This window comes from Nonomuraea sp. NPDC051941, assembly GCF_044593615.1.
Map to the genome: position 1 here is coordinate 606,022 of NZ_JBIUCF010000001.1, position 18,865 is coordinate 624,886.

Annotated in this window: 16 protein-coding genes and 2 pseudogenes; 8 read left to right on the forward strand and 10 right to left on the reverse strand. The window is 69.5% G+C overall.

Annotated features, from left to right (window positions below):
* Positions 1-26 precede the first annotated feature (26 nt).
* Positions 27-476, reverse strand: coding sequence for a lytic transglycosylase domain-containing protein (locus tag ACIHFD_RS02810; RefSeq protein ID WP_364239343.1), 450 nt, complete (start codon positions 474-476; stop codon positions 27-29).
* A 415-nt stretch (positions 477-891) separates the two neighbouring features.
* Positions 892-1,407, reverse strand: a complete 516-nt coding sequence (locus ACIHFD_RS02815) for a GNAT family N-acetyltransferase (RefSeq protein ID WP_350722436.1) — start codon at positions 1,405-1,407, stop codon at positions 892-894.
* A gap of 213 nt (positions 1,408-1,620) precedes the next feature.
* Here ACIHFD_RS02815 and ACIHFD_RS02820 point away from each other — a divergent pair, with 213 nt between their 5' ends.
* From ACIHFD_RS02820 to ACIHFD_RS02830, 3 genes are all read left to right on the forward strand, one after another.
* On the forward strand, positions 1,621-2,106 hold the full coding sequence (locus ACIHFD_RS02820; protein ID WP_363965584.1) for a glutathione peroxidase: 486 nt from the start codon (positions 1,621-1,623) through the stop codon (positions 2,104-2,106).
* 47 nt (positions 2,107-2,153) lie between these two features.
* Entirely contained in the window at positions 2,154-2,936 is a 783-nt protein-coding gene (locus ACIHFD_RS02825) for an SDR family oxidoreductase (RefSeq protein ID WP_397365277.1), read from the forward strand.
* Between the two features lie 67 nt (positions 2,937-3,003).
* A complete protein-coding gene (locus ACIHFD_RS02830; protein ID WP_397365278.1) occupies positions 3,004-4,137 on the forward strand; it encodes a hypothetical protein in 1,134 nt (377 codons plus the stop codon).
* On the opposite strand, the gene ACIHFD_RS02835 is transcribed toward ACIHFD_RS02830, so the two are convergent.
* Entirely contained in the window at positions 4,134-5,192 is a 1,059-nt protein-coding gene (locus ACIHFD_RS02835; protein WP_397365279.1) for a LacI family DNA-binding transcriptional regulator, read from the reverse strand. The two genes, ACIHFD_RS02830 and ACIHFD_RS02835, sit on opposite strands and share 4 nt — an antisense overlap.
* 178 nt (positions 5,193-5,370) lie before the next feature.
* On the opposite strand from ACIHFD_RS02835, the gene ACIHFD_RS02840 reads away from it, so the two are divergent.
* A complete protein-coding gene (locus ACIHFD_RS02840) occupies positions 5,371-6,585 on the forward strand; it encodes an ABC transporter ATP-binding protein (RefSeq protein WP_397365280.1) in 1,215 nt (404 codons plus the stop codon).
* Between the two features lie 104 nt (positions 6,586-6,689).
* Here the strand turns inward: ACIHFD_RS02840 and ACIHFD_RS02845 are convergent, their stop codons facing one another.
* Complete coding sequence (locus tag ACIHFD_RS02845) at positions 6,690-7,439, reverse strand: SDR family oxidoreductase (protein ID WP_350722425.1); 750 nt, start codon at positions 7,437-7,439, stop codon at positions 6,690-6,692.
* A 25-nt stretch (positions 7,440-7,464) separates the two neighbouring features.
* On the opposite strand from ACIHFD_RS02845, the gene ACIHFD_RS02850 reads away from it, so the two are divergent.
* On the forward strand, positions 7,465-8,619 hold the full coding sequence (locus ACIHFD_RS02850; RefSeq protein WP_397365281.1) for a PQQ-dependent sugar dehydrogenase: 1,155 nt from the start codon (positions 7,465-7,467) through the stop codon (positions 8,617-8,619).
* On the opposite strand, the gene ACIHFD_RS02855 is transcribed toward ACIHFD_RS02850, so the two are convergent.
* Positions 8,579-8,914 carry a carboxymuconolactone decarboxylase family protein gene (locus ACIHFD_RS02855; RefSeq protein ID WP_397365282.1) on the reverse strand — a complete coding sequence of 112 codons (336 nt, stop codon included), beginning with the start codon at positions 8,912-8,914 and terminating at the stop codon, positions 8,579-8,581. The two genes, ACIHFD_RS02850 and ACIHFD_RS02855, sit on opposite strands and share 41 nt — an antisense overlap.
* A gap of 297 nt (positions 8,915-9,211) precedes the next feature.
* On the opposite strand from ACIHFD_RS02855, the gene ACIHFD_RS02860 reads away from it, so the two are divergent.
* The 3 genes from ACIHFD_RS02860 (at position 9,212) to glnII (ending at position 14,031) form a co-directional block, all read left to right on the forward strand.
* Positions 9,212-9,874, forward strand: coding sequence for a hypothetical protein (locus ACIHFD_RS02860; RefSeq protein ID WP_397365283.1), 663 nt, complete (start codon positions 9,212-9,214; stop codon positions 9,872-9,874).
* 10 nt (positions 9,875-9,884) lie between these two features.
* Entirely contained in the window at positions 9,885-12,851 is a 2,967-nt protein-coding gene (locus tag ACIHFD_RS02865; RefSeq protein WP_397365284.1) for an AAA family ATPase, read from the forward strand.
* Between the two features lie 160 nt (positions 12,852-13,011).
* Positions 13,012-14,031 (forward strand): glutamine synthetase, encoded by a 1,020-nt coding sequence (gene glnII / locus ACIHFD_RS02870; protein WP_397365285.1) that lies wholly within the window; start codon positions 13,012-13,014, stop codon positions 14,029-14,031.
* A gap of 61 nt (positions 14,032-14,092) precedes the next feature.
* On the opposite strand, the gene ACIHFD_RS02875 is transcribed toward glnII, so the two are convergent.
* From ACIHFD_RS02875 to ACIHFD_RS02895, 5 genes and pseudogenes are all read right to left on the reverse strand, one after another.
* A complete protein-coding gene (locus ACIHFD_RS02875) occupies positions 14,093-15,631 on the reverse strand; it encodes an aldehyde dehydrogenase family protein (RefSeq protein ID WP_397365471.1) in 1,539 nt (512 codons plus the stop codon).
* A 77-nt stretch (positions 15,632-15,708) separates the two neighbouring features.
* Entirely contained in the window at positions 15,709-16,581 is an 873-nt protein-coding gene (locus ACIHFD_RS02880; RefSeq protein WP_350722412.1) for a UTP--glucose-1-phosphate uridylyltransferase, read from the reverse strand.
* 199 nt (positions 16,582-16,780) lie between these two features.
* Positions 16,781-17,968: pseudogene (locus ACIHFD_RS02885) on the reverse strand (RNA-guided endonuclease InsQ/TnpB family protein); the annotation flags it as partial.
* Positions 17,908-18,119, reverse strand: a pseudogene (gene tnpA, locus ACIHFD_RS02890) (IS200/IS605 family transposase); the annotation flags it as partial. The pseudogenes ACIHFD_RS02885 and tnpA, both read right to left, overlap by 61 nt.
* Positions 18,120-18,246: 127 nt before the next feature.
* Positions 18,247-18,792, reverse strand: a complete 546-nt coding sequence (locus ACIHFD_RS02895; protein ID WP_355194760.1) for a cupin domain-containing protein — start codon at positions 18,790-18,792, stop codon at positions 18,247-18,249.
* Positions 18,793-18,865 lie beyond the last annotated feature (73 nt).

The following is an 18,865-nucleotide window of genomic DNA, read 5'->3' on the forward strand; positions in this document are numbered from 1 at the left end:
CCCCGGGTGCCCTCTCCCGCCGTCGGCTAGTACCAGTTGTGCGATCTCCAATGTCCCCAGGCGCCGCACGGCCTGCCGTACCTCCCCTTGATGTAGGACAGTCCCCACCGGATCTGCGTCTCCGGGTTGGACTTCCAGTCGCGGCCGGCACCGCGCATCTTGCCCGCGGGCAGTGCCTGCGGGATGCCGTACGCGCCGGACGAGCGGTTGAGTGCGTGATGGTTCCAGTTGCTCTCCCTGGTCCAGAGACTGTCCAGGCAGCGGAACTCCTGCAGGTTCCACGACCGCTGGACCACCTGGCCCAGTGCGATCCTCTTGTTCTTGTTGGGCGTCGCCACCGCCACCTTGGGCTGCGCCTTCGTCGTCCAGGTCCCGATCCGCACCACGGGCGGGCGGTCGGCCCAGGCCGCGGGTGCCCCGATCGCGGTGAACGCGGTGAGCGCGGTGACGCTGATGAGCGCGCGTTTGCTGTCCAAATCGATCCTTGCTGTCGGGTCGCGTGCGGACAGGCGCACTTGCATCGGGCGCCCCTGCCGATCCGCGTCCGTGGCTCGGACGCGGAGGGTCCGCGCGGCCCTCCGGGAATCTGGCACCGCCCGATCCCGCTGGGCGGCCCGAAAGGCGCCGCGACGTGTCCTCTAGCACGATTCCTATTACGTTCGGTCACCGCGGGTCGTCCATCTCGACACGCGGTGGAGAGGTGTTTGCGCGAGCGTTGCGGATAAAAGTCCCTCTCGCAGGCCCGGCCTTGCCCGCCCCGCCGTCCGGCTGAACGGGCCTTGCCGCAAACCGCGACCAACTATGGGGTTTGACCGGGCGGGAGCCGCGGGTAAGCACGGCCTCCCACGACGGGGGATCGGCGGTGGGGTGCCGCCGATCCCCGTCGGGTCGTTACCGCTGGGCCGGTGACGTGGTCACGTACCGGGCCGTGTTCGCCTCGGCGTCCGTGTGCGACCGCTGGAAGCCCGCCTTCTCCAGGACCCTGATCGAGGCCGGGTTCGACAGTTCGACGCCGGCGCACACCGTGTGCACGCCCGGCGCCGTGAGGGCGAACTCCGTCAGCGCGCGCGCCGCCTCGGGAGCGTAGCCGCGGCCCCGGCGGGAGGCCACGATGCCGTACCCGATCTCCAGGGTGCCGTCGGCGGGCGGCCAGAACAGGCCGATGGAGCCGACCACGAGACCGCCGTCGCGCTCGATGATCTGGCGGTGGCCGTACTCGTCCAGCCACGCGGGGTGCTCGGCGAACAGGCCGGCGATGACGTGGTCACCCTCGGCGGGGAAGTCGTCGGCCCAGTGCGCGGACCGGGTGCCGTGCAGGACGGCGTCGGCTTCCCCGGAGGTCCAGGAACGCAGGACGAGGCGGTCGGTGGTCAGGTCGGTGCCGGCCACCGAGAAGAAAGAAGACACTTGTGACTCCAGGTCGTTGATACGACCGGACCGCGCTCTAGGCTCGCGCGGGCCGGAGAAGGGCACGCTGATGACGACTGCCGGCAGCCATATTCATCAACCTCCTTCGCTCCGGAGCGATCATGCGCCTCTCGCGCCGCCGCGAGCTTAGCAGCCCCGCGACGGGGGAGGGCGCGAGACCGAATCACGTTCCGGAGGCGTAGGGTGCGGTTCATGAGCCTCACTGACATCCAGCTCCACACCCTCGACGACGCCCCCACCACCTTCGGAGAGCTGGCGGCCGGCAAGGCCGTCCTCGTCGTCAACGTGGCCTCGCGATGCGGCCTCACCCCGCAGTACGGCGCCCTGGTCAAGCTTCAGGAGCAGTACGGCCCGCGCGGCTTCACGGTGGTCGGCATGCCCTGCAACCAGTTCGCCGGCCAGGAGCCGGGCACGGCCGAGGAGATCCAGGCGTTCTGCTCGGCGACGTACGGCGTGGACTTCCCGCTCCTGGAGAAGGCCGACGTCAACGGCCCCGACCGGCACCCGCTCTACGAGGAGCTGACGCGCACCGCCGACGAGCAGGGCGAGGCGGGCGACGTGCAGTGGAACTTCGAGAAGTTCCTGGTGGACCGGGAGGGCGCCGTCGTGGCCCGCTTCCGCCCCCGCACCACCCCGGACGACCCCGCGGTCACGTCCGCCATCGAGAAGCTCCTCTGAGCGGAAAATCCTTCGACGCCTCGCGAGCGGTCGGCGAGGATGATCGGATGACGTCCGAGACGAGGGTCGCCGTGGTGACCGGCGTGAGCAGGCGGATCGGGATCGGCTACGCCATCGCGCGCGAGCTGCTGGCGACGGGCGCGAAGGTGCTGGTGCAGTCGTGGACCCCGCACGACGCCGAGCAGCCGTGGGGCAGCGATCCCGCGGGCATGGACGGCGTGCTGGAGTCGCTGGGCGGCGTCGGCGACCGGCTGCACCACGTGGAGGCCGATTTCGCGGACCCGGCGGCGCCGGCGTGGGTGATGGAGCAGGCGGTCGGCAGGTTCGGGCACGTGGACGTGCTCGTGGCCAACCACGCCCGCAGCAACCGGCAGTCGCTGGCGGAGCTGACGGCCGCCGAGCTGGACCTGTCGTGGGCGGTGAACGCCCGGGCCAGCGCGCTGCTGACGCAGGCGTTCGCGGCCCAGCACGACGACCGGCGGTCCGGCGGCAGGGTGATCATGTTCACCTCGGGCCAGCATCTGGCGCCGATGCCGGACGAGCTGCCGTACGCGATCAGCAAGGGCGCGATCCACCAGATGACGGCCAGCCTGGCCGACGCGCTCGCCGACCGGGGCATCACCGTCAACACCGTCAATCCGGGGCCGGTCGACACGGGCTGGGCCGGCCCCGAGCTCGCCCGGCACGTCGGCCGCTCGCTCCCGGCCGGGCGCTGGGGGCGGCCGGAGGAGGTGGCCCGGGTGGTGCGCTGGCTCGCCTCGGACGAGGCCGCCTGGATCACCGGGCAGGTGATCAACTCCGAGGGAGGATTCCGCCGCTGGGTTCCGTAATCGTGTGATTCCGCTCCGTGACGGGTAGGGTCCAGGCGTTGGCCTGACGTCCCGCAGGGAGCACGCGATGACGATCAATCCGTACGCCGGCTCGCCCTTCAGCTATGCCACCGAGCCGGCCGTGGGACCGTACTCGATCGTGGAGCTGATGCCCGGCGTCCGGAACCTGCTGGACTACACCGGGCTCCAGCCGGGCGAGCGCGTGCTGCTGCTCATGGAGCACACCGTCGACCCGGTCGTCGTCCAGGCCATCGCGGCGGCCGCGGCCTACCGGGACGCCGATGTGCGCATCCTGTCCGTGCCGCCGTTCAGCCCCGGCGGGTGGGACAGGGAAGCGTCGCTGCACATCGAGACGGCCGCCTTCCGCGAGGCCGACCTGGTGATCAGCGGCACCTGGTGGGGCGAGGTGCACACGGCGCCGCTCTTCTTCGACCAGATCAAGTCACGCTCCTCCCGCTTCCTGTCCCTGCACATGACGGCCACCGCGGGGGCGTTGCTCACCGGCGGGCGGCTGCCCGCCGAGGTCTTCTACGCGCTGCTGCGCCGGACGCTGGGGCAGATGTCGGGCGCCCGCTCGATCCGGGTGACGTCCGCGCGGGGGACGGACGTGACGTTCTCCGGGCTGGCGTTCGACCCGGACCCCGGCGCGATGCGGCCCGGGGACTGGCGGCCCTTCCCGTACGGGGGCGCCAACTTCTGGCCGGCGGACACCGAGGGCGTCCTCATGATCGAGGACAGCACGGTCACCGGCGTGCCGGAGGAGCCCCTGCGCATCACCCTGGAGGGCAACCTCGTACGCAAGATCGAGGGCGGGGTCGCGGCCGAGCAGCTGCGGCGTTACGCGCCCGGTGGCTTCTACATGCGCCACGGCCTGATCGGGCTCAACCCGAAGGTGCGGGTGGCCGGGGGGAACCAGTTCGAGCGGGAGAAGCACGCCGGGGCCTTCTACTGCGGCATCGACGGACTGACCGACGGGGAGCCGGTCACGACGGGCCCGGGTTTCGCGCACTGCGACTGCCAGGTCGACCGGCCCACCGTGCTGGTGGACGGGGAGCTCTTCATCGAGAACGGCCGCCTGCTGATGCTGGACGAGCCGGAGATCAGGGAGGTCGCGGCGCGGTTCGGCCCGCCGGACGTGATCCTCGACGACAACCCGATCATGATCCTGCCCCGCCGCTACACGGGAGGTGGAGCCCGCTAGCGGTGGGGGCCGCAGCTGCCCCGGATGATGAGCTCCGTCGGCAGGACCACGCTGCGCGGCTTCCTGCCGCCCGCCCGGAGCACCAGCTCCGCCGCCCGGTAGCCCATGTCGCGGCCCGGCTGGGCGATCACCGTCAGGGGCGGGGAGCACAGCTCGGCCCAGGGCACGTCGTCGTACATCACCAGCGACACGTCCCTGGGCACCCGCAGGTCCAGCTCCCTGGCCGCGAGCACCGCCGCCTCACCCAGCACGTTGCCCCCGGCGACCACGGCCGACAGGTCGGGGCGGCTCTGGAAGAGGCCCGAGGCGGCGGCGTAGGCGGAGTCGCGGCTGCCGGTGCCGAACACGACGAGTTCCTCGTCCACCGGCGCCCCCACGGCCTCCCTGAAAGCGTTCACCCGGCTCTCCTGGCCGGGGCCGCCGAGGAAGGCGATGCGCTTGTGGCCCAGGCCGCGCAGGTAGCGCACGGCCGTGCGGATGCCGGCCCGGTCGTCGGCCACCACTGCGGGGATGTCCAGCGGGCGGGCCGGTGCGGCGGCGGAGAGGCCGTCCAGGGCCATGAGGTCGGCCACGGCCGCCGCCCGCACGTCCTCCGGGGACGACTGGAGCGGGAGGCGGTCGGCGAAGACCACCGTCATGCCCGCGCGGAGCGCCGGGGACCAGGTGTCCGCGTCGCCCGACGGAACGGCGATCAGGCGGTCCACGCTCTGCTCCAGGAGCATGCCGACCAGGTCGGCCTCCTGCTCGGGGTCGCCGCCCGTGGAGCCGATCACGACGGGCTCGCCGGCCGAGCGGGCGCAGGCGAGCACGCCCTCGGAAAGCTGGCCGTAGAAGGTGTCGGTCAGGTCGGGGACGAGCAGGCCGATGCCGCCCGTGCGGCGTTGGCGCAGGTTGCGGCCCAGGGCGCTCGGGCGGTAGTCGAGCTGGGCGGCGACGGCCAGGACGCGCTCCCTGGTCGCCGCACTGGCCGAGCCGCCCGACAGTACTCTGGACACGGTAGCGACGCCCACACCGGCCGCCTCGGCCACATCCTTGATCGTCGCCCGCTTCTCCATGGAAACGATTCCATCATGGTTTCCGGAAAACGGGAAGACACGCGTTCCCACAAGGGCTGGTCACGCGGTAACCCTTGACACCGATGTCCGTTTCGGGTGAGATGCTTGAAAACGTATCCACGTGAGTGGGTCACGGTAACAACGTCCGGGCCACCGCCCTGGAGCGCGAAGGAATGTCATGGCATCCATCGTTCTGACGAACGTCGACAAGGTCTACGCCGGTGGCGTGAAGGCCGTGAACGGGCTCAACCTTGAGATCAAGGACGGCGAGTTCATGGTGCTCGTGGGCCCATCCGGTTGCGGTAAGTCGACCGCACTCCGGATGATCGCGGGCCTCGAGGACATCAGCGGCGGCGAGATCGCCATCGGCGAGAAGGTGGTCAACCACCTCCCGCCCAAGGACCGCGACATCGCGATGGTCTTCCAGAACTACGCGCTCTACCCCCACATGACGGTCGAGGAGAACCTCGCCTTCGGCCTCAAGCTCCGCAAGATGCCCAAGGCGGAGATCCAGAAGCGGGTCAACGAGGCCGCCAAGATGCTCGGCCTCGAGACGTACCTCAAGCGCAAGCCGGCCGCCCTCTCCGGTGGTCAGCGCCAGCGTGTCGCCATGGGCCGCGCCATCGTGCGTGAGCCGCAGGCCTTCCTCATGGACGAGCCGCTGTCCAACCTGGACGCCAAGCTCCGCGTCTCCATGCGCGCCTCGCTCAACCAGATGCACGAGCGCCTCGGCGTCACCACCGTGTACGTCACCCACGACCAGGTCGAGGCCATGACCCTCGGCGACCGCGTCTGCGTCCTGCGCGACGGCCTGCTCCAGCAGGTCGACACCCCGCAGAACCTGTTCGACAAGCCGGTCAACCTGTTCGTCGCCGGCTTCATGGGCTCGCCCTCGATGAACTTCGCCACCGCCGAGCTCGTCCGCGACGGCGGCGACGCCGCCGTCTCCTTCGCCGGCATCAAGCTGCCGATCCCCGACTCGACCTTCACCGACAAGCCGGGCCTCGACCAGTACGTCGGCAAGAAGATCATCCTCGGCATCCGCCCCTCCGACTTCGAGGACGCGGCCTCGGCCGGCAACCACGCCAACGGCTGGGCCACGCTGCCGGTCAAGGCGGAGGTCACCGAGGAGCTGGGCTCCGAGATCAACGTGCTGTTCCTGATCGACGCCCCGCCGGTCGAGCACAAGGACACCGTCGCCGCCGCCGACGCGGGTGACGACGAAGAGGCCGCGCTGCCGCTGTCGGGCGACAAGTCCCTGTGGACCGCCCGCGTCAACGCCCGCAGCCACGCCCGTCCCGGCCAGAACATCGACCTGGTCCTCGACACGCACAACCTGCACTTCTTCGACCCCGAGAGCGGCCTGTCGATCGGCCACGAGGCCAACCGCTAGCCGACTCCTGCATTCCCGGCCGTGAGCCTCGCTCACGACCGCTCGGGCCCCCACCGCGACCCCCTCCCGCGGCGGGGGCCCGTTCCATTGGATCCGGTACAGGGTCAGCGGCCGATGCTCGACGAGACGCGGGCCTGCAGGCCGCGCGGCACGAGTCTGCCGATCGCGACGATGGCCTTGTAACGCAGGTCCGGCACGCTCACCCGCTTGCCCAGCGCCAGGTCGCGCATGGTCTCCCGCACCACGTCGTCGGCCTTCAGCCACAGGAACCCGGGGATCCCCGAGGTGTCCATCGAGGCCCGCTGGTGGAACTCGGTCCGCACGAAACCGGGGCAGAGCGCCATGATCTTGATGCGCGGGTTGCGCACGTCGCTCGCGGCGGACTCGCTGAAGTTCACCACCCACGCCTTGGACGCGCTGTACGTGCCCCGCGGGAAGAACGCCGCCACCGAGGCCACGTTGACGATCGCGCCCCGGTCGCGCTCCCGCATGCCGGGCAGCGCGGCCAGCGTCAGCCTCAGCACGGCCTCGCAGTGCACCTTGAGCATGCGCACCTCGTCCTCGACCGGCACCTCCAGGAACCGGCCCGGGTGGCCGAACCCGGCGTTGTTGACCAGCAGGTCGACGCCGCCGGCGACCCGGGACTCCACCCTGGCCAGCCCTTCCTCGGTGGCGAGGTCGGCGGACAGCACCTCGACGCCGACGCCGTACCTGAGCTTGAGCTGGTCGGCGCTCTCGGAGAGCCGTCGCTCGTCGCGGGACACCAGGACGAGCGAGAAGCCGTCGGCGGCCAGGCGCCGGGCGAAGGCGGCGCCGAGACCGGAGGTCGCGCCGGTGATCAATGCGGTAGGCATACCTGAACCCTAATGCCGTGCGAGGATGGGCCTCGTGCGACTCGTGGCGGCCTCGACGGCCCTCGTCCTCGTGACCCTCACCGCGTGCGCGCAGGAGCCCGCGCCGGCCCCGCTCGACCCCGTGGAGAGCGCCGCCCCGACGCCGGAGCCCACCGTTACGGAGCCCCTGGAGCACGGAGAGTTACGCTTCAAGCAGATCGCCAAGCTGGAGCAGCCGGTGGCGTTCGCCGTGCGCAAGGGCGACGACCGTCTCTACGTCGCCGAGCAGACCGGCAGGCTGCGCACCTCCGACGGAGACGTCGTGATCGACCTGTCCCGCGAGGTGAGCGGCGGCAACGAGCAGGGCCTGCTCGGCGTCGCGTTCCACCCCTCCGGCCGCTGGGTCTACCTCGACTGGACCGACGCGCGGGGCGACACCCACGTCACCGAATGGGCCTTCGACGGCTCCAGGGCCACGGCCAGGCGCGACGTGCTCACCCAGGACCAGCCCTACCCCAACCACAACGGCGGCCAGCTCGCCTTCGGCCCCGACGGCCACCTTTACATCGCGCTCGGCGACGGCGGCAGCGCCGGCGACCCCCAGGGCAACGGCCAGGACCTGACGACCCTGCTCGGCAAGATCCTGCGCATCGACCCGCGCGGCGGCCGGCCATACAAGATCCCGGAGGACAACCCGTTCGCCGACAAGAAAGGCGCAAAGCCCGAAATATGGGCTTATGGGCTTCGCAATCCCTGGCGGTTCGGCTTCGACCGGGGCACGGGAGGCCTGTGGATCGGCGACGTCGGGCAGAACGCCTGGGAGGAGGTCGACCACCAGCCGGCCGGGTCGCGGGGCGGCGAGAACTACGGCTGGAACACCCGCGAGGGCAAGAGCCGCTTCCGGGGCGCGAAGGGTCGCGACATGGTCGACCCGGTGATCACGTATCCCCTGGGCGAGGGTGGAAACTGCTCCGTCATCGCCGGATACGTCTACCGCGGCGAGAAGATCCCCTGGCTCCGGGGCCGGTTCCTGTACGGAGACTTCTGCGCCGGATGGATCAAGGCCGCACCGGCCGATGGGCCGACCGATGGGGCCGAGGTCGGGAAGGTCGAGCAGCTCTCGTCGTTCGGCGAGGGGCACGACGGCGAGCTGTACGCGCTCAGCCTGCGTGGTCCGATCTACCGGATCGAGCCTGCCTGACCCGCTCGATCAGCCCCTCGACCTGGTCGTTCAGCTTGCTGCCCCGGGTCCAGCCCGCGTAGAGGGTGAGGAAGACGACCACCTCGCGCAACTCGGTCTCGGTGAGCTCGCACGAGCGCAGCGCGGTGTCGAGCTGGACGTCCGTCTGCTCGTGGAGCCCCTGGCCGACGAGCAGCCCGAGAAGGAGCAGGCGCCGCTCCCGCACCGACAGGACCGTCCTCGACCAGACCTCGGCGAACTGTCGTTCCGCCGTCATGCCGAAGGAGTCGACGGTCTCCATTGCGGGTTCTGACATTGTGCGCTCCCGGGGCGGTCGGAAGGGATCCTCATATCTTTCGCTACTTCCCCAGATGAACCAATGGGGGTTGCATGAACGTTGTAGCCACCTGAACCGCCCCACGGGTGACCCGCCACGGAGCGCTACGGACCGTGCACAATGCCTTAATTGATCTGTAACAAGTAAAGCCAAGGCACGGCCAAGATTTGGTCAAGATTTTTCCCTCCGCTTCGCGCTCATTGTGTCGGAAAGCGGGCACAACAACTCCGTTGGTCCGTAAAGCGGAGGTAAGCCCTGGTGAAAAAGGCACGGGGTTTGATCGCGGTCACAGTCGCGATCCTGATGCTGTCCGCGTGCGCCGGACAGCCCGAATTCCATTACGTACGCGACTCGGCGGGCACGACCTACTTCAAGGTGCCGTCCTCGTTCACGCAGCTCAACGCCGACCCCATTGAGCTGTACCTGTCCGGAGACCAGCCGAACTCGGTGGCGGCCCTCCTCCGGGCCCAGCGGGTGTGGTCCACCGCCTTCGACCAGTCCGCGGAGCCGTCCGTCAACCACCTGCTGGGCTCGACGGAGCCCTTCGTCTACGCCACCGTGCACCAGCTCACGGAGGAGCAGCGGGACGCCATCTCACTGAACCGGCTGCGCGACTTCGTGCTGCCGGTGACCTCGCAGATGCGCGAGCTCTACGCGCAGCAGGCCATGGCGACAGGCCAGCCGTCGATGTTCAAGAACTTCGCGCTCCTCAACGACGAGGTCATGACGATGGACAACGGCGCGAGGGGAGTCCGGGTCCGCTTCGAATACCAGATCGGCGAGGACGTCCAGACGTTCGACCAGACCGCCATCCTCGACGAGAAGGGCGCCACGGTCTCCGTCATGCTCATCGGCTGCCAATCCGTCTGTTTCCGGAAGCGCGCCGCCGAGTTCGACAAGATCGAGAGTACGTTCAAGCTGCTCCGGCTGCCTGGATGAGGGAGCACCATTGACCACGACCAATCACCATGAAGGGCTGCGTGCCCCCGGCAGCGGGCCCTCCGACCCCGAATCCGTGACCAGAAAGAAGATGCAGTTCTGGGACCGGAGCAAATTCCTCATCGCCCTGGTGGTGGCCTTCCTCATCCTCACGTGGAAGGTGATGGCCGACTGGCAGGGCGTCGTCGCGTTCCCCGAGGCGGCCCAGAAGATCGCGTACGAATACCCATGGATCTTCTGGCTGCTCGGCGTGGAGGTCGTGCGGCAACTCCACTTCCTGGTCAGCGAGCACTGGTCGGCCTACCACCGCTTCTGGAGCCACCGGGTGTTCGGCGGGTTCGAGCGCTGGACGCACCGGCGGTTCGACGACTGGACGAGGTACCGGCTCTCGCGGGCGCTCAAGGTCACCTTCTTCGTGGTGCTGACGGCCCTGGTGCTGGGGGCGGTGCTGGACGTCAGCCCGTTCGTGGCGGTGATGCAGGCGCCGGCGCTGCTCTGGAACGCGATGCCGTTCCTGATCCAGATCGTCTTCCTGTTCTTCGTGGTCATCATCCAGTTCGTGGGCCTGTTCTGGTTCCTGTCCCGGGGCGGCGTGGAGACGTACTTCCCCGACGACATCAAGACCCGCTTCCACGACGTGTGGGGGCAGGACCACGTGGTCGAGCGCGTCCGGGAGAACATCGTCTTCCTCGAGCGCCCCGACGAGATCGAGCGGCGCGGCGGGTACGTCCCCAGCGGCCTGCTGCTGTGGGGGCCGCCGGGCACCGGCAAGACCCTCATGGCCGAGGCCGTCGCGGGTGAGACCGGCAAGCCGTACGTGTTCGTGGATCCGGGCGCGTTCACGAACATGTTCATGGGCGTCGGCATCCTCAAGGTCAAGGGGCTGTTCAGGAAGCTGCGCAAGCTGGCGCTCCGGTACGGCGGCGTGATCGTCTTCTTCGACGAGGCCGACTCGCTCGGCAAGCGCGGCCGCCTCGCCCAGCAGGGCCCGCCCGGGCAGGGCGGCTTCTCCGGCCTGTCCGGCGTCAACGGCTGCCACGGGCTCAACTACCTGTCCGAGGAGACCCGCCAGGTGCTGGCCTTCCGGGCCGGGCGCGAGTCGCCCGACGAGCCGGGGCGGCGCAACCGCTTCTTCATGGGCGGCGGCATGAACGGTTCGGGCGACCCGGGCACGCTGCAGGCGCTGCTCACCGAGCTGTCCGGGCTCAAGAAGCCGCGCGGGTTCTTCAACCGGCTCGTCCGCCGGCTGCTCGGCATGCGGCCCAAGCCGCCGCCCAAGTACCGCATCCTCGTCATGATGGCCACGAACCGGCCCGACGCGCTCGACGAGGCGCTGCTGCGGCCGGGCCGCATCGACCGCATCTACAAGGTCGGCTACCCGTCCAAGGCCGGGCGGGTCCGCACGTACCAGGGCTATTTCGACAAGGTGTGGCACGAGCTCACCCCCGAGCAGATCGACAAGCTGGCCACGATCACCCCGTACGCCACCGGCGCCACGATCAAGGACCTGGTCAACGAGTCGCTGATCACCGCCATCAGGGACAGCCGCGAGGTCATCACCTGGTCGGACGTGCTGCGGGCCAAGCGGCTCAAGCAGCTCGGCCCGCCCGAGGACGTCGAGTACATCGAGCGCGAGCGGCACGCCGTGGCCGTGCACGAGGCCTGCCACGCCGTCGTGGCGTACGTGACCCGCTTCCACCTCGAGATCGACATCGCCACCATCGAGAAGGGCGCCGACTACCTGGGCATGGTCGCCTCGATCAAGCCCGAGGACCAGTTCACCCGGTGGAAGTCCGAGCACGAGGCCGACATCATGGTCTCCCTGGCCTCGCTGGCCGGCGAGCGGATGTTCTTCGGGGAGGACAACTCCTCCGGGGTCTCCGGCGACCTGTACTCGGCCACGTACCTGACCGCCATGATGGAGTCGTACTGGGGGATGGGCTCCGGCGTCACCTCGCTGCCGGCCCTCCAGGAGCTGGAGATCATGGGCGGCAAGGCCATGCGCAAGGCCCGTCCGGGTGCCGGCGGCACGATCGGCATCACCGAGAGGGAGCCCGCCAGGAACCAGCCCGACCTGACCCCCGACGTGCTGGGGGAGCGGATCGAGTTCAACCTGGTGCGGATGCTGGAGAAGACCGAGGAGCTGCTGCAGGAGCACCGCAGGGAGGTCCTCTGCGTGGCGCACGCGCTGGAGACGCACAAGACGCTCAACGGCGACGACGTGGTGGCCATCATCCGCCGGGAGCCCGGGCCGCTCATCGACGGCACGATCTACGCCTCCGACGAGCTCTGCCAGGAGCTGGAGGACTACCACCGCGACGCGGCCAGGGCCCACAAGGAGCACAGCCACATCGAGCGGGACCTTCCCGGGCCCGTGGAGGAGCCGGTCGAGCTGCAGCCGGTCGCCTACGGCGGTCCCGGCGTGCCGGCCGTCCAGCCGGCGTCCCCGGCGGCGCAGTCCTCGGTGATCCAGGCTCCGCCCCTCATCACGCACGAGGTGAACGGAGAGGCGGCCGAGCGCCCCGAGTTCGTGCCGTGGGCGGCGGCCTCGCCGCCTCCCACGCCCGTGCCCGTCGTGGTGGGGACACCGACCGCCGCCGCGGTCCCGCCTCCGGCGCCGCGGCGCGCTGGCCGGGTCTGGCTGGTCGTCGCCAGCCTGCTCGGGCTCGTGGCGCTGTCCATCATCGCGGCGCTCGCGGTGACAGGCGCGGTGGCGGGCGTCGGCACGAACGCGGCCACCTCGACCGTGGCCTCGCCGGGGTTGCTGCTCCTGCTGTTCGTCGTGGTGGTCGCGGTGATCGTGGGCGCCGGGCTCGCGCTCGTCGCGATCAAGGGGGTACGCGCCGCGCAGGCCAAGGCCGAACGCGAACGCGACCAGGCCCACGCCCGCGCACAGCTCCTGGCGGCGGCGATGGATCCCGACACGGCGATGCGGCTGCTCGGCTACGACGGGAACGGGACGGAGGGCCGTACCTGACACGACGTCTCTGACCGCATGGCGTGGCGCCCTCGGCGCCACGCCATCTTTTACCTTTGGGTTGCCTGATTAACACGGCGTTCACATTCGGGCAAAAAACGGGAAACGGCCGTCCGTAAGACTCGGCGTGGCTGTGAACACCGTGAAGAAAAGGACCGCCGTGAGCTACAAGGCTGAGTACATCTGGATCGACGGCACCGAGCCCACGGCTCTGCTGCGCTCGAAGACGAGGATCCTCGCCGACGGGGCCGAGCCGCCGGTCTGGGGCTTCGACGGCTCCAGCACCAACCAGGCCGAGGGCCACTCGTCGGACCGCGTGCTCCGCCCGGTGTTCGTCTGCCCCGACCCGATTCGCGGCGGTGACAACGTCCTGGTCCTCTCCGAGGTCGAGGAGATCAACGGCGACGCGCACGTCAGCAACACCCGCGCCGTGCTCCGTCCGATCGCCGAGAAGTACGCCGCTCAGGAGTCCTGGTTCGGCATCGAGCAGGAGTACACCTTCTTCAAGGGCAGCCGCCCGCTGGGCTTCCCCGAGGGCGGCTTCCCCGCCCCGCAGGGCCCGTACTACTGCGGTGTCGGCGCCGACGCCATCTTCGGCCGCGAGATCGTCGAGCTCCACCTCGACCGCTGCCTCGCCGCCGGTCTGGCGATCTCCGGCATCAACGCCGAGGTCATGCCCGGCCAGTGGGAGTTCCAGGTGGGCCCGGCGGGCCCGCTCGAGGTCGCCGACCACCTGTGGGTGGCCCGCTGGCTGCTCTACCGGACCGCCGAGGAGTTCGGCGTCGAGGCCACCCTCGACGCCAAGCCCGCCCGCGGCGACTGGAACGGCGCCGGCGCGCACACCAACTTCTCGACCAAGGCCATGCGCGAGGGCTACGACGCCATCATCACCGCCTGCGAGGCGCTCGGTGAGGGCGACAAGCCGATGGAGCACATCACGCAGTACGGCGCGGGCGTCGAGAGCCGCCTGACCGGCGCCCACGAGACCGCCCCGTGGAACAAGTACAGCTACGGCGTGTCCAACCGCGGCGCGTCCGTGCGCATCCCGTGGCAGGTCGAGGTGGAGAAGAAGGGCTACATCGAGGACCGTCGCCCGAACGCCAACGTCGACCCGTACGTGGTCACCCGCCTGCTGGTGAACACCTGCTGCTCGGCCCTGGCGAAGGCCGGCCAGGTCTGACCCGCCCGCAAGCGACGAAGAACGGGCCCCTCGTCTCCGAGGGGCCCGTTCTCGCGTTTGATCACGGCAGGCGGAAGGCCAGGTCGGGCTCGATCTCGGCGACGTCCATCTGGGCCTTCTGCAGGCGGCCCGAATGGTCCCAGTTCATCGCCTGCCAGCGGGTGAACTGGTCGAGCACCCACATGCCGGACTGGCGGCTGCCGTTGCCGGACTTGCCGTTGCCGCCGAACGGGAGGTGGGCCTCGGCGCCCGAGGTCGAGTTGTTGACGCTGACCATGCCCGCCGAGATGCCCTCGCGGAAGCGGAAGGCGTGCTGCGGGTCGGTGGTGTAGATGGAGCTCGACAGGCCGTAGCCGGGCAGGTTGGCCAGCTCGATGGCCTCGTCGAGGGTGCTGAAGGTGGTCACGCCGACGATCGGGCCGAACGTCTCCTCCAGGAACAGGCGGTCGGTGGGCCGGACGCCGTCGACGACCACCGGGTGATAGTAGAGGCCCCTACCGCCGTCGAAGTCACGGCGCGGGTTGTCCCCCGTAATTTTCCCGATATTTCCGGACACGACCTGGTGGTGGGGTTGGATCCAGGTCAGGTACTCCTCGTACCTATCTGCGAACTTCTGGTCGAGCAGCGGGCCCGCCAGCACGTCCTCCTCGGGATCGCCGATCCTGGCCTCGCCCACGGCCCGCGCGAACCGCTCCACGAACTCGTCGTGCACGCTCTCGTGCACGATCACCGTGCCCAGGCTGGTGCAGCGCTGACCGGCCGTACCGAAACCGGAGAACAGCGCGCCCTCCACGGCCAGGTCGAGGTCGGCGTCCGGCATGATCACCATCGGGTTCTTGCCGCCCAGCTCCAGGCAGGCCGACTGCAGGTGCCGCCCGGTCAGCTCGCCGATCTTCCGGCCCACCTCGCTGGAGCCGGTGAACCCGACCTTCTGCACGCTCCCCTCGCTGAGCGCCTGCTCCAGGCCCTCGTACGTCGCGCCGCCGTCGGCGAACACGATGTTCAGCACGCCGTCGGGCAGCCCGGCGGCCACGAAGAGCTGGTACATGGCGTGCGCGGAGGCGGCGGCGTACTCGGCGGGCTTCCAGACGACGGCGTTGCCGCAGAGCAGCGCCGGGACCAGGTACCACGAGGGGACGGCGACCGGGAAGTTGCCCGCGGTGACGACCGCCGCCACGCCGATCGGGTTGCGGAACGTGAACAGGTTCTTGGCCGGCATCTCCGACGGGACCGTCTGCCCGTACAGCCTGCGGCCCTCGCCCAGGAAGAAGTCGCACGTGTCGACGATCTCCCGCACCTCGCCGAGGGCCTCGGCGTACGGCTTGCCGATCTCCTCCGTCACCAGGTGGGCCAGCCGCTCGGCGTTGGCCTCGACCAGCCGGCCGATGGAGGCGATCACCCGGCCGCGCACCGGCGCCGGCACCTTGGCCCACTCGCGCTGGGCCTCCTTGGCGGTGCGGCAGGCGGCCGCGAACGTGCCGGCGTCGGCCAGCCCGACGTGGGCCACGACCTCGCCAGGGCGCGCCGGGTTGGTCGACGGGTACGTGGTGGCGCTTCCCGTCTCCTTGCCACCCACGATGGAAACGATCTGACGGCTCACCGGTGTCCTCCTCGTAGTTCCTTCGGTCAGACAATCATCTCGCCGGAAAAAACCCAACCTGGAAAGAACCCAAGAGGTCAGCCGCTCTCCTGGGCGAGTTTGCGCAGCTCCGGTCCGAACCTCGGGTGCGCGAGCGCGGCGGCGAACTGGGCCTTGAGGTAGTTGAGCGGCGAGCCCGTGTCCCACCAGGTGCCGTCGATCACCTGCCCGTACACCGGGTGGTCCGCGGCGTGCCGGTGCAGGGCGTCGGTGAGGTAGATCTCGCCCTGCGGGTTCTCCTGCCACCTGCGCGTCTGCTCGTGGAGCTCCTCGATGACGCCCGGGGTGACGACATATCCGCCGATGGCGGCGTACCGGGAGGGGGCCTGCTCGGGGGACGGCTTCTCCACCAGCCCGGAGATGAGCAGGCGGCCGCCGCCGAGGTCCTCCTTGACGATCGGCACGCCGTACCGCGAGGCGTCCTCGACGGCCATCGGCATCAGGGCCAGCACGGGGGCGTGGGTGGCGTCGTACGCGGCCTTGAGCTGCTTGGCCCTGGGCACCTCGGCCACGAACACGTCGTCGGCCCACAGCACCATGAACGGCTCGTCGCCGATGACGCGGGCGGCGTTGAGCACGGGCGTGCCGTTGCCGTAGGGGCCGTTCTGGTACAGGTACGTGATGTGGGCCAGCGACGACAGCTCCGCCACCGCGTCGGCCAGATCGTCCTTGCCCGCGGCGCGGAGCTGGAGCTCGAGGTCGGCGTCGGGGGCGAAGTGCCGCTGGATGAGGTCCTTGCGGGACGAGGTGACGATGGTGATCTCGTCGATGCCGGAGTCCACGAGCTCCCGGATGGTGTGCTCGATGACGGGCTTGTCGCCGATCGGCAGCATCTCCTTGGGCAGCGCCCTGGTCAGCGGCAGCAGCCGCGAGCCGAGGCCGGCCACGGGGATGACGGCTTTGTGGACCATGCGTCTCTCCTTGTTGAAGCGCTCCCCACGGCTTATGCCGGGAGATTCCAGCCAGTCCGGGACTTGCCGTAGCGAAGTCCTGCACTGCTGTTGCTTGACGGTTCGCCTTCCGGCCCACGCGGCTGCGTGGTTTGCGCGCCCCAACCCGCGCTGCCGGTCTGGCCTGCGCGAGCTCCGCCCTCCCAGCGGTGAGTATGTTCTTGGCGGCGTTCACGTCCGCATGGTCACGGTGCCCGCACGAGGCGCAGACGAAGACCGCTTGGCTCTTGCGGGACTTCGCTTCCACATGCTTGCACTCATGGCACGTGATGGACGTGTTCACCGGGTTTACAGTAATCACAGAGGTGCCCGTGTACCGGGCCTTGGACCGGACGGCTAGTTCGATCCGATGCCACCCCTTATCCAAGATGGCCCGGTTCAGTCCGGACTTGGCAGCGGCCTTGTTGGGCAGGAACGCCCCCGGCCGTTCCGGGTCCGGCTTAGGCGCAACTGTCGCGGTCATGTTCTTGGTCTTGAGCGCCTCGAACACGATCAGGTCGTGGTCGAGGGTCAGCATATGGGCGGTCTTGGTGGCGAAGTCTGCCCTCCGCCTGCGGATCTTCGCGGCGAACGCCTCCACCCGGCGCGCGGCGCGACGGCGGCGATTGGACCCCTTGCGGGTGCGGGCCCAGTCCCGCTGCAGCTTGGCGGCGTGCTCTATCTCGCGGCCAGTCGCGAACACCTTGTGATGAAACCGCCCCTGGCTGGTGGTCACGATCTTCGCTACGCCGCGGTCCACCCCGATGGCGGTCTCGGGTATGGCGTGCCGGACGGGAGTTTGGATACCGTCGTCGACCAGGAAGCTGACGAACCACCGCTGGCCCTCACACAGCACGGTAGCGTTCTTGACCGCCCCGCCCAGCGGCCGGGTCCACCGCAAGCGAACCCAGCCCAGCTTGGGCAGCTTGACACGTGCCCAGCGCCGGTTGAGCCGCTCCACCGTGATCTTTCCGCCCTCAGGGAACCGGAACGACGGGCGGGTACGCGTTTTGGACTTCCAGTGCACCCTCCAAGTCCCATGCCGAGTACATGCGGCATCCAGGTCGATGAGCGTCTGTTGCAGGCAGTGGCCAGGAACCTCGGCCAACCATTCCAGCTCCGGCTCGCGCTTGGCCTCCACAAGCTGGCGGGCCTGCTCGTGGTAGCCGATGAACGCCTCCCGCCGCCGGTAGGTACGACGCTGCTCCAAGGCGGTGTTCCACACCGCCCGGCAGGCCCCGCTGATCCGCTCGGCGAAGGCGGCTTGCTCGGGGGTCAGGTCCAGGAGGTATTTGCGGCCGGTCAGCATGGGTCTACCTCGACCAGCAGGTGAACATGGTCGGGCACGACGTCGAATTCCACCAGCCATGCCCCCTTCTCCTCGATCACCTCACGAATAGCTGCTTGAACCGCTCCTCGACCCGGCCGTCCAGTACGCGGCGTCGGTACTTGGGGCGCCACGCCACATGGAACGCGCACTGAAAGGCGATCTTGCTGTTGATCCGCAGCGTCACAGCCACGCGGATCAGTATCTGGCACTGGACTCTCTACCGTATGAAGTTTCGAAAGAAGGGCCTACCCCATGGCGCAAATCAGGGGGCAGCGCTCTAGATCTTCGATCGGCCGCAGTGACGTGCGAAAACGCGGCTAGGCCGTGAAGTCGGCGAAATCGAAGCCGGGGGACACGACGCAGCTCACCAGTACCGCCTCGTCGGAGGCCGGGCGGGCCGACTGCCACACGCCGCCGGGCACGATCGCCTGGGGCACCTGACCCTTCTCCACGTCGGCCCCCAGCGTGACCACGGAGTCGCCGATCGTCAGGCTCAGCGGGCCGCCGCGGTGCCACAGCCAGACCTCGTCCGACCTGACCACGTGCGGCACCGACTCCTCGCCCGGCTGCAGCAGGAAGTAGATGCCCGTGGCGCTGGCCCGTGGCCCGGGGTAGCCGTCCGGGTGGAAGGTCACGGACGATCTCCACGTCTCCCGGAACCAGCCGCCTTCGGGGTGGGGGAGCAGGTCGAGGGCCGCGGCGACAGGCGGGCGCTCGACGAACGCCACGGGGGCGCCCGTCACGTCCCTGCGCAGGAAGAGGTTCCCGTCCAGGACGAGTTGCCCGTCGAGCGGGCTGGCCAGGGCCGCCGCCTCGTCGGGCACCTGGATGGACGGGCCGTCGGGGTAGGTTCGCAGCTCCACCTAGGAGAGTTTATGCCGATAAATCGGGACAAGATGGGTGGTTCATTCCCGGTCGATGGGCATCTCGCGGACG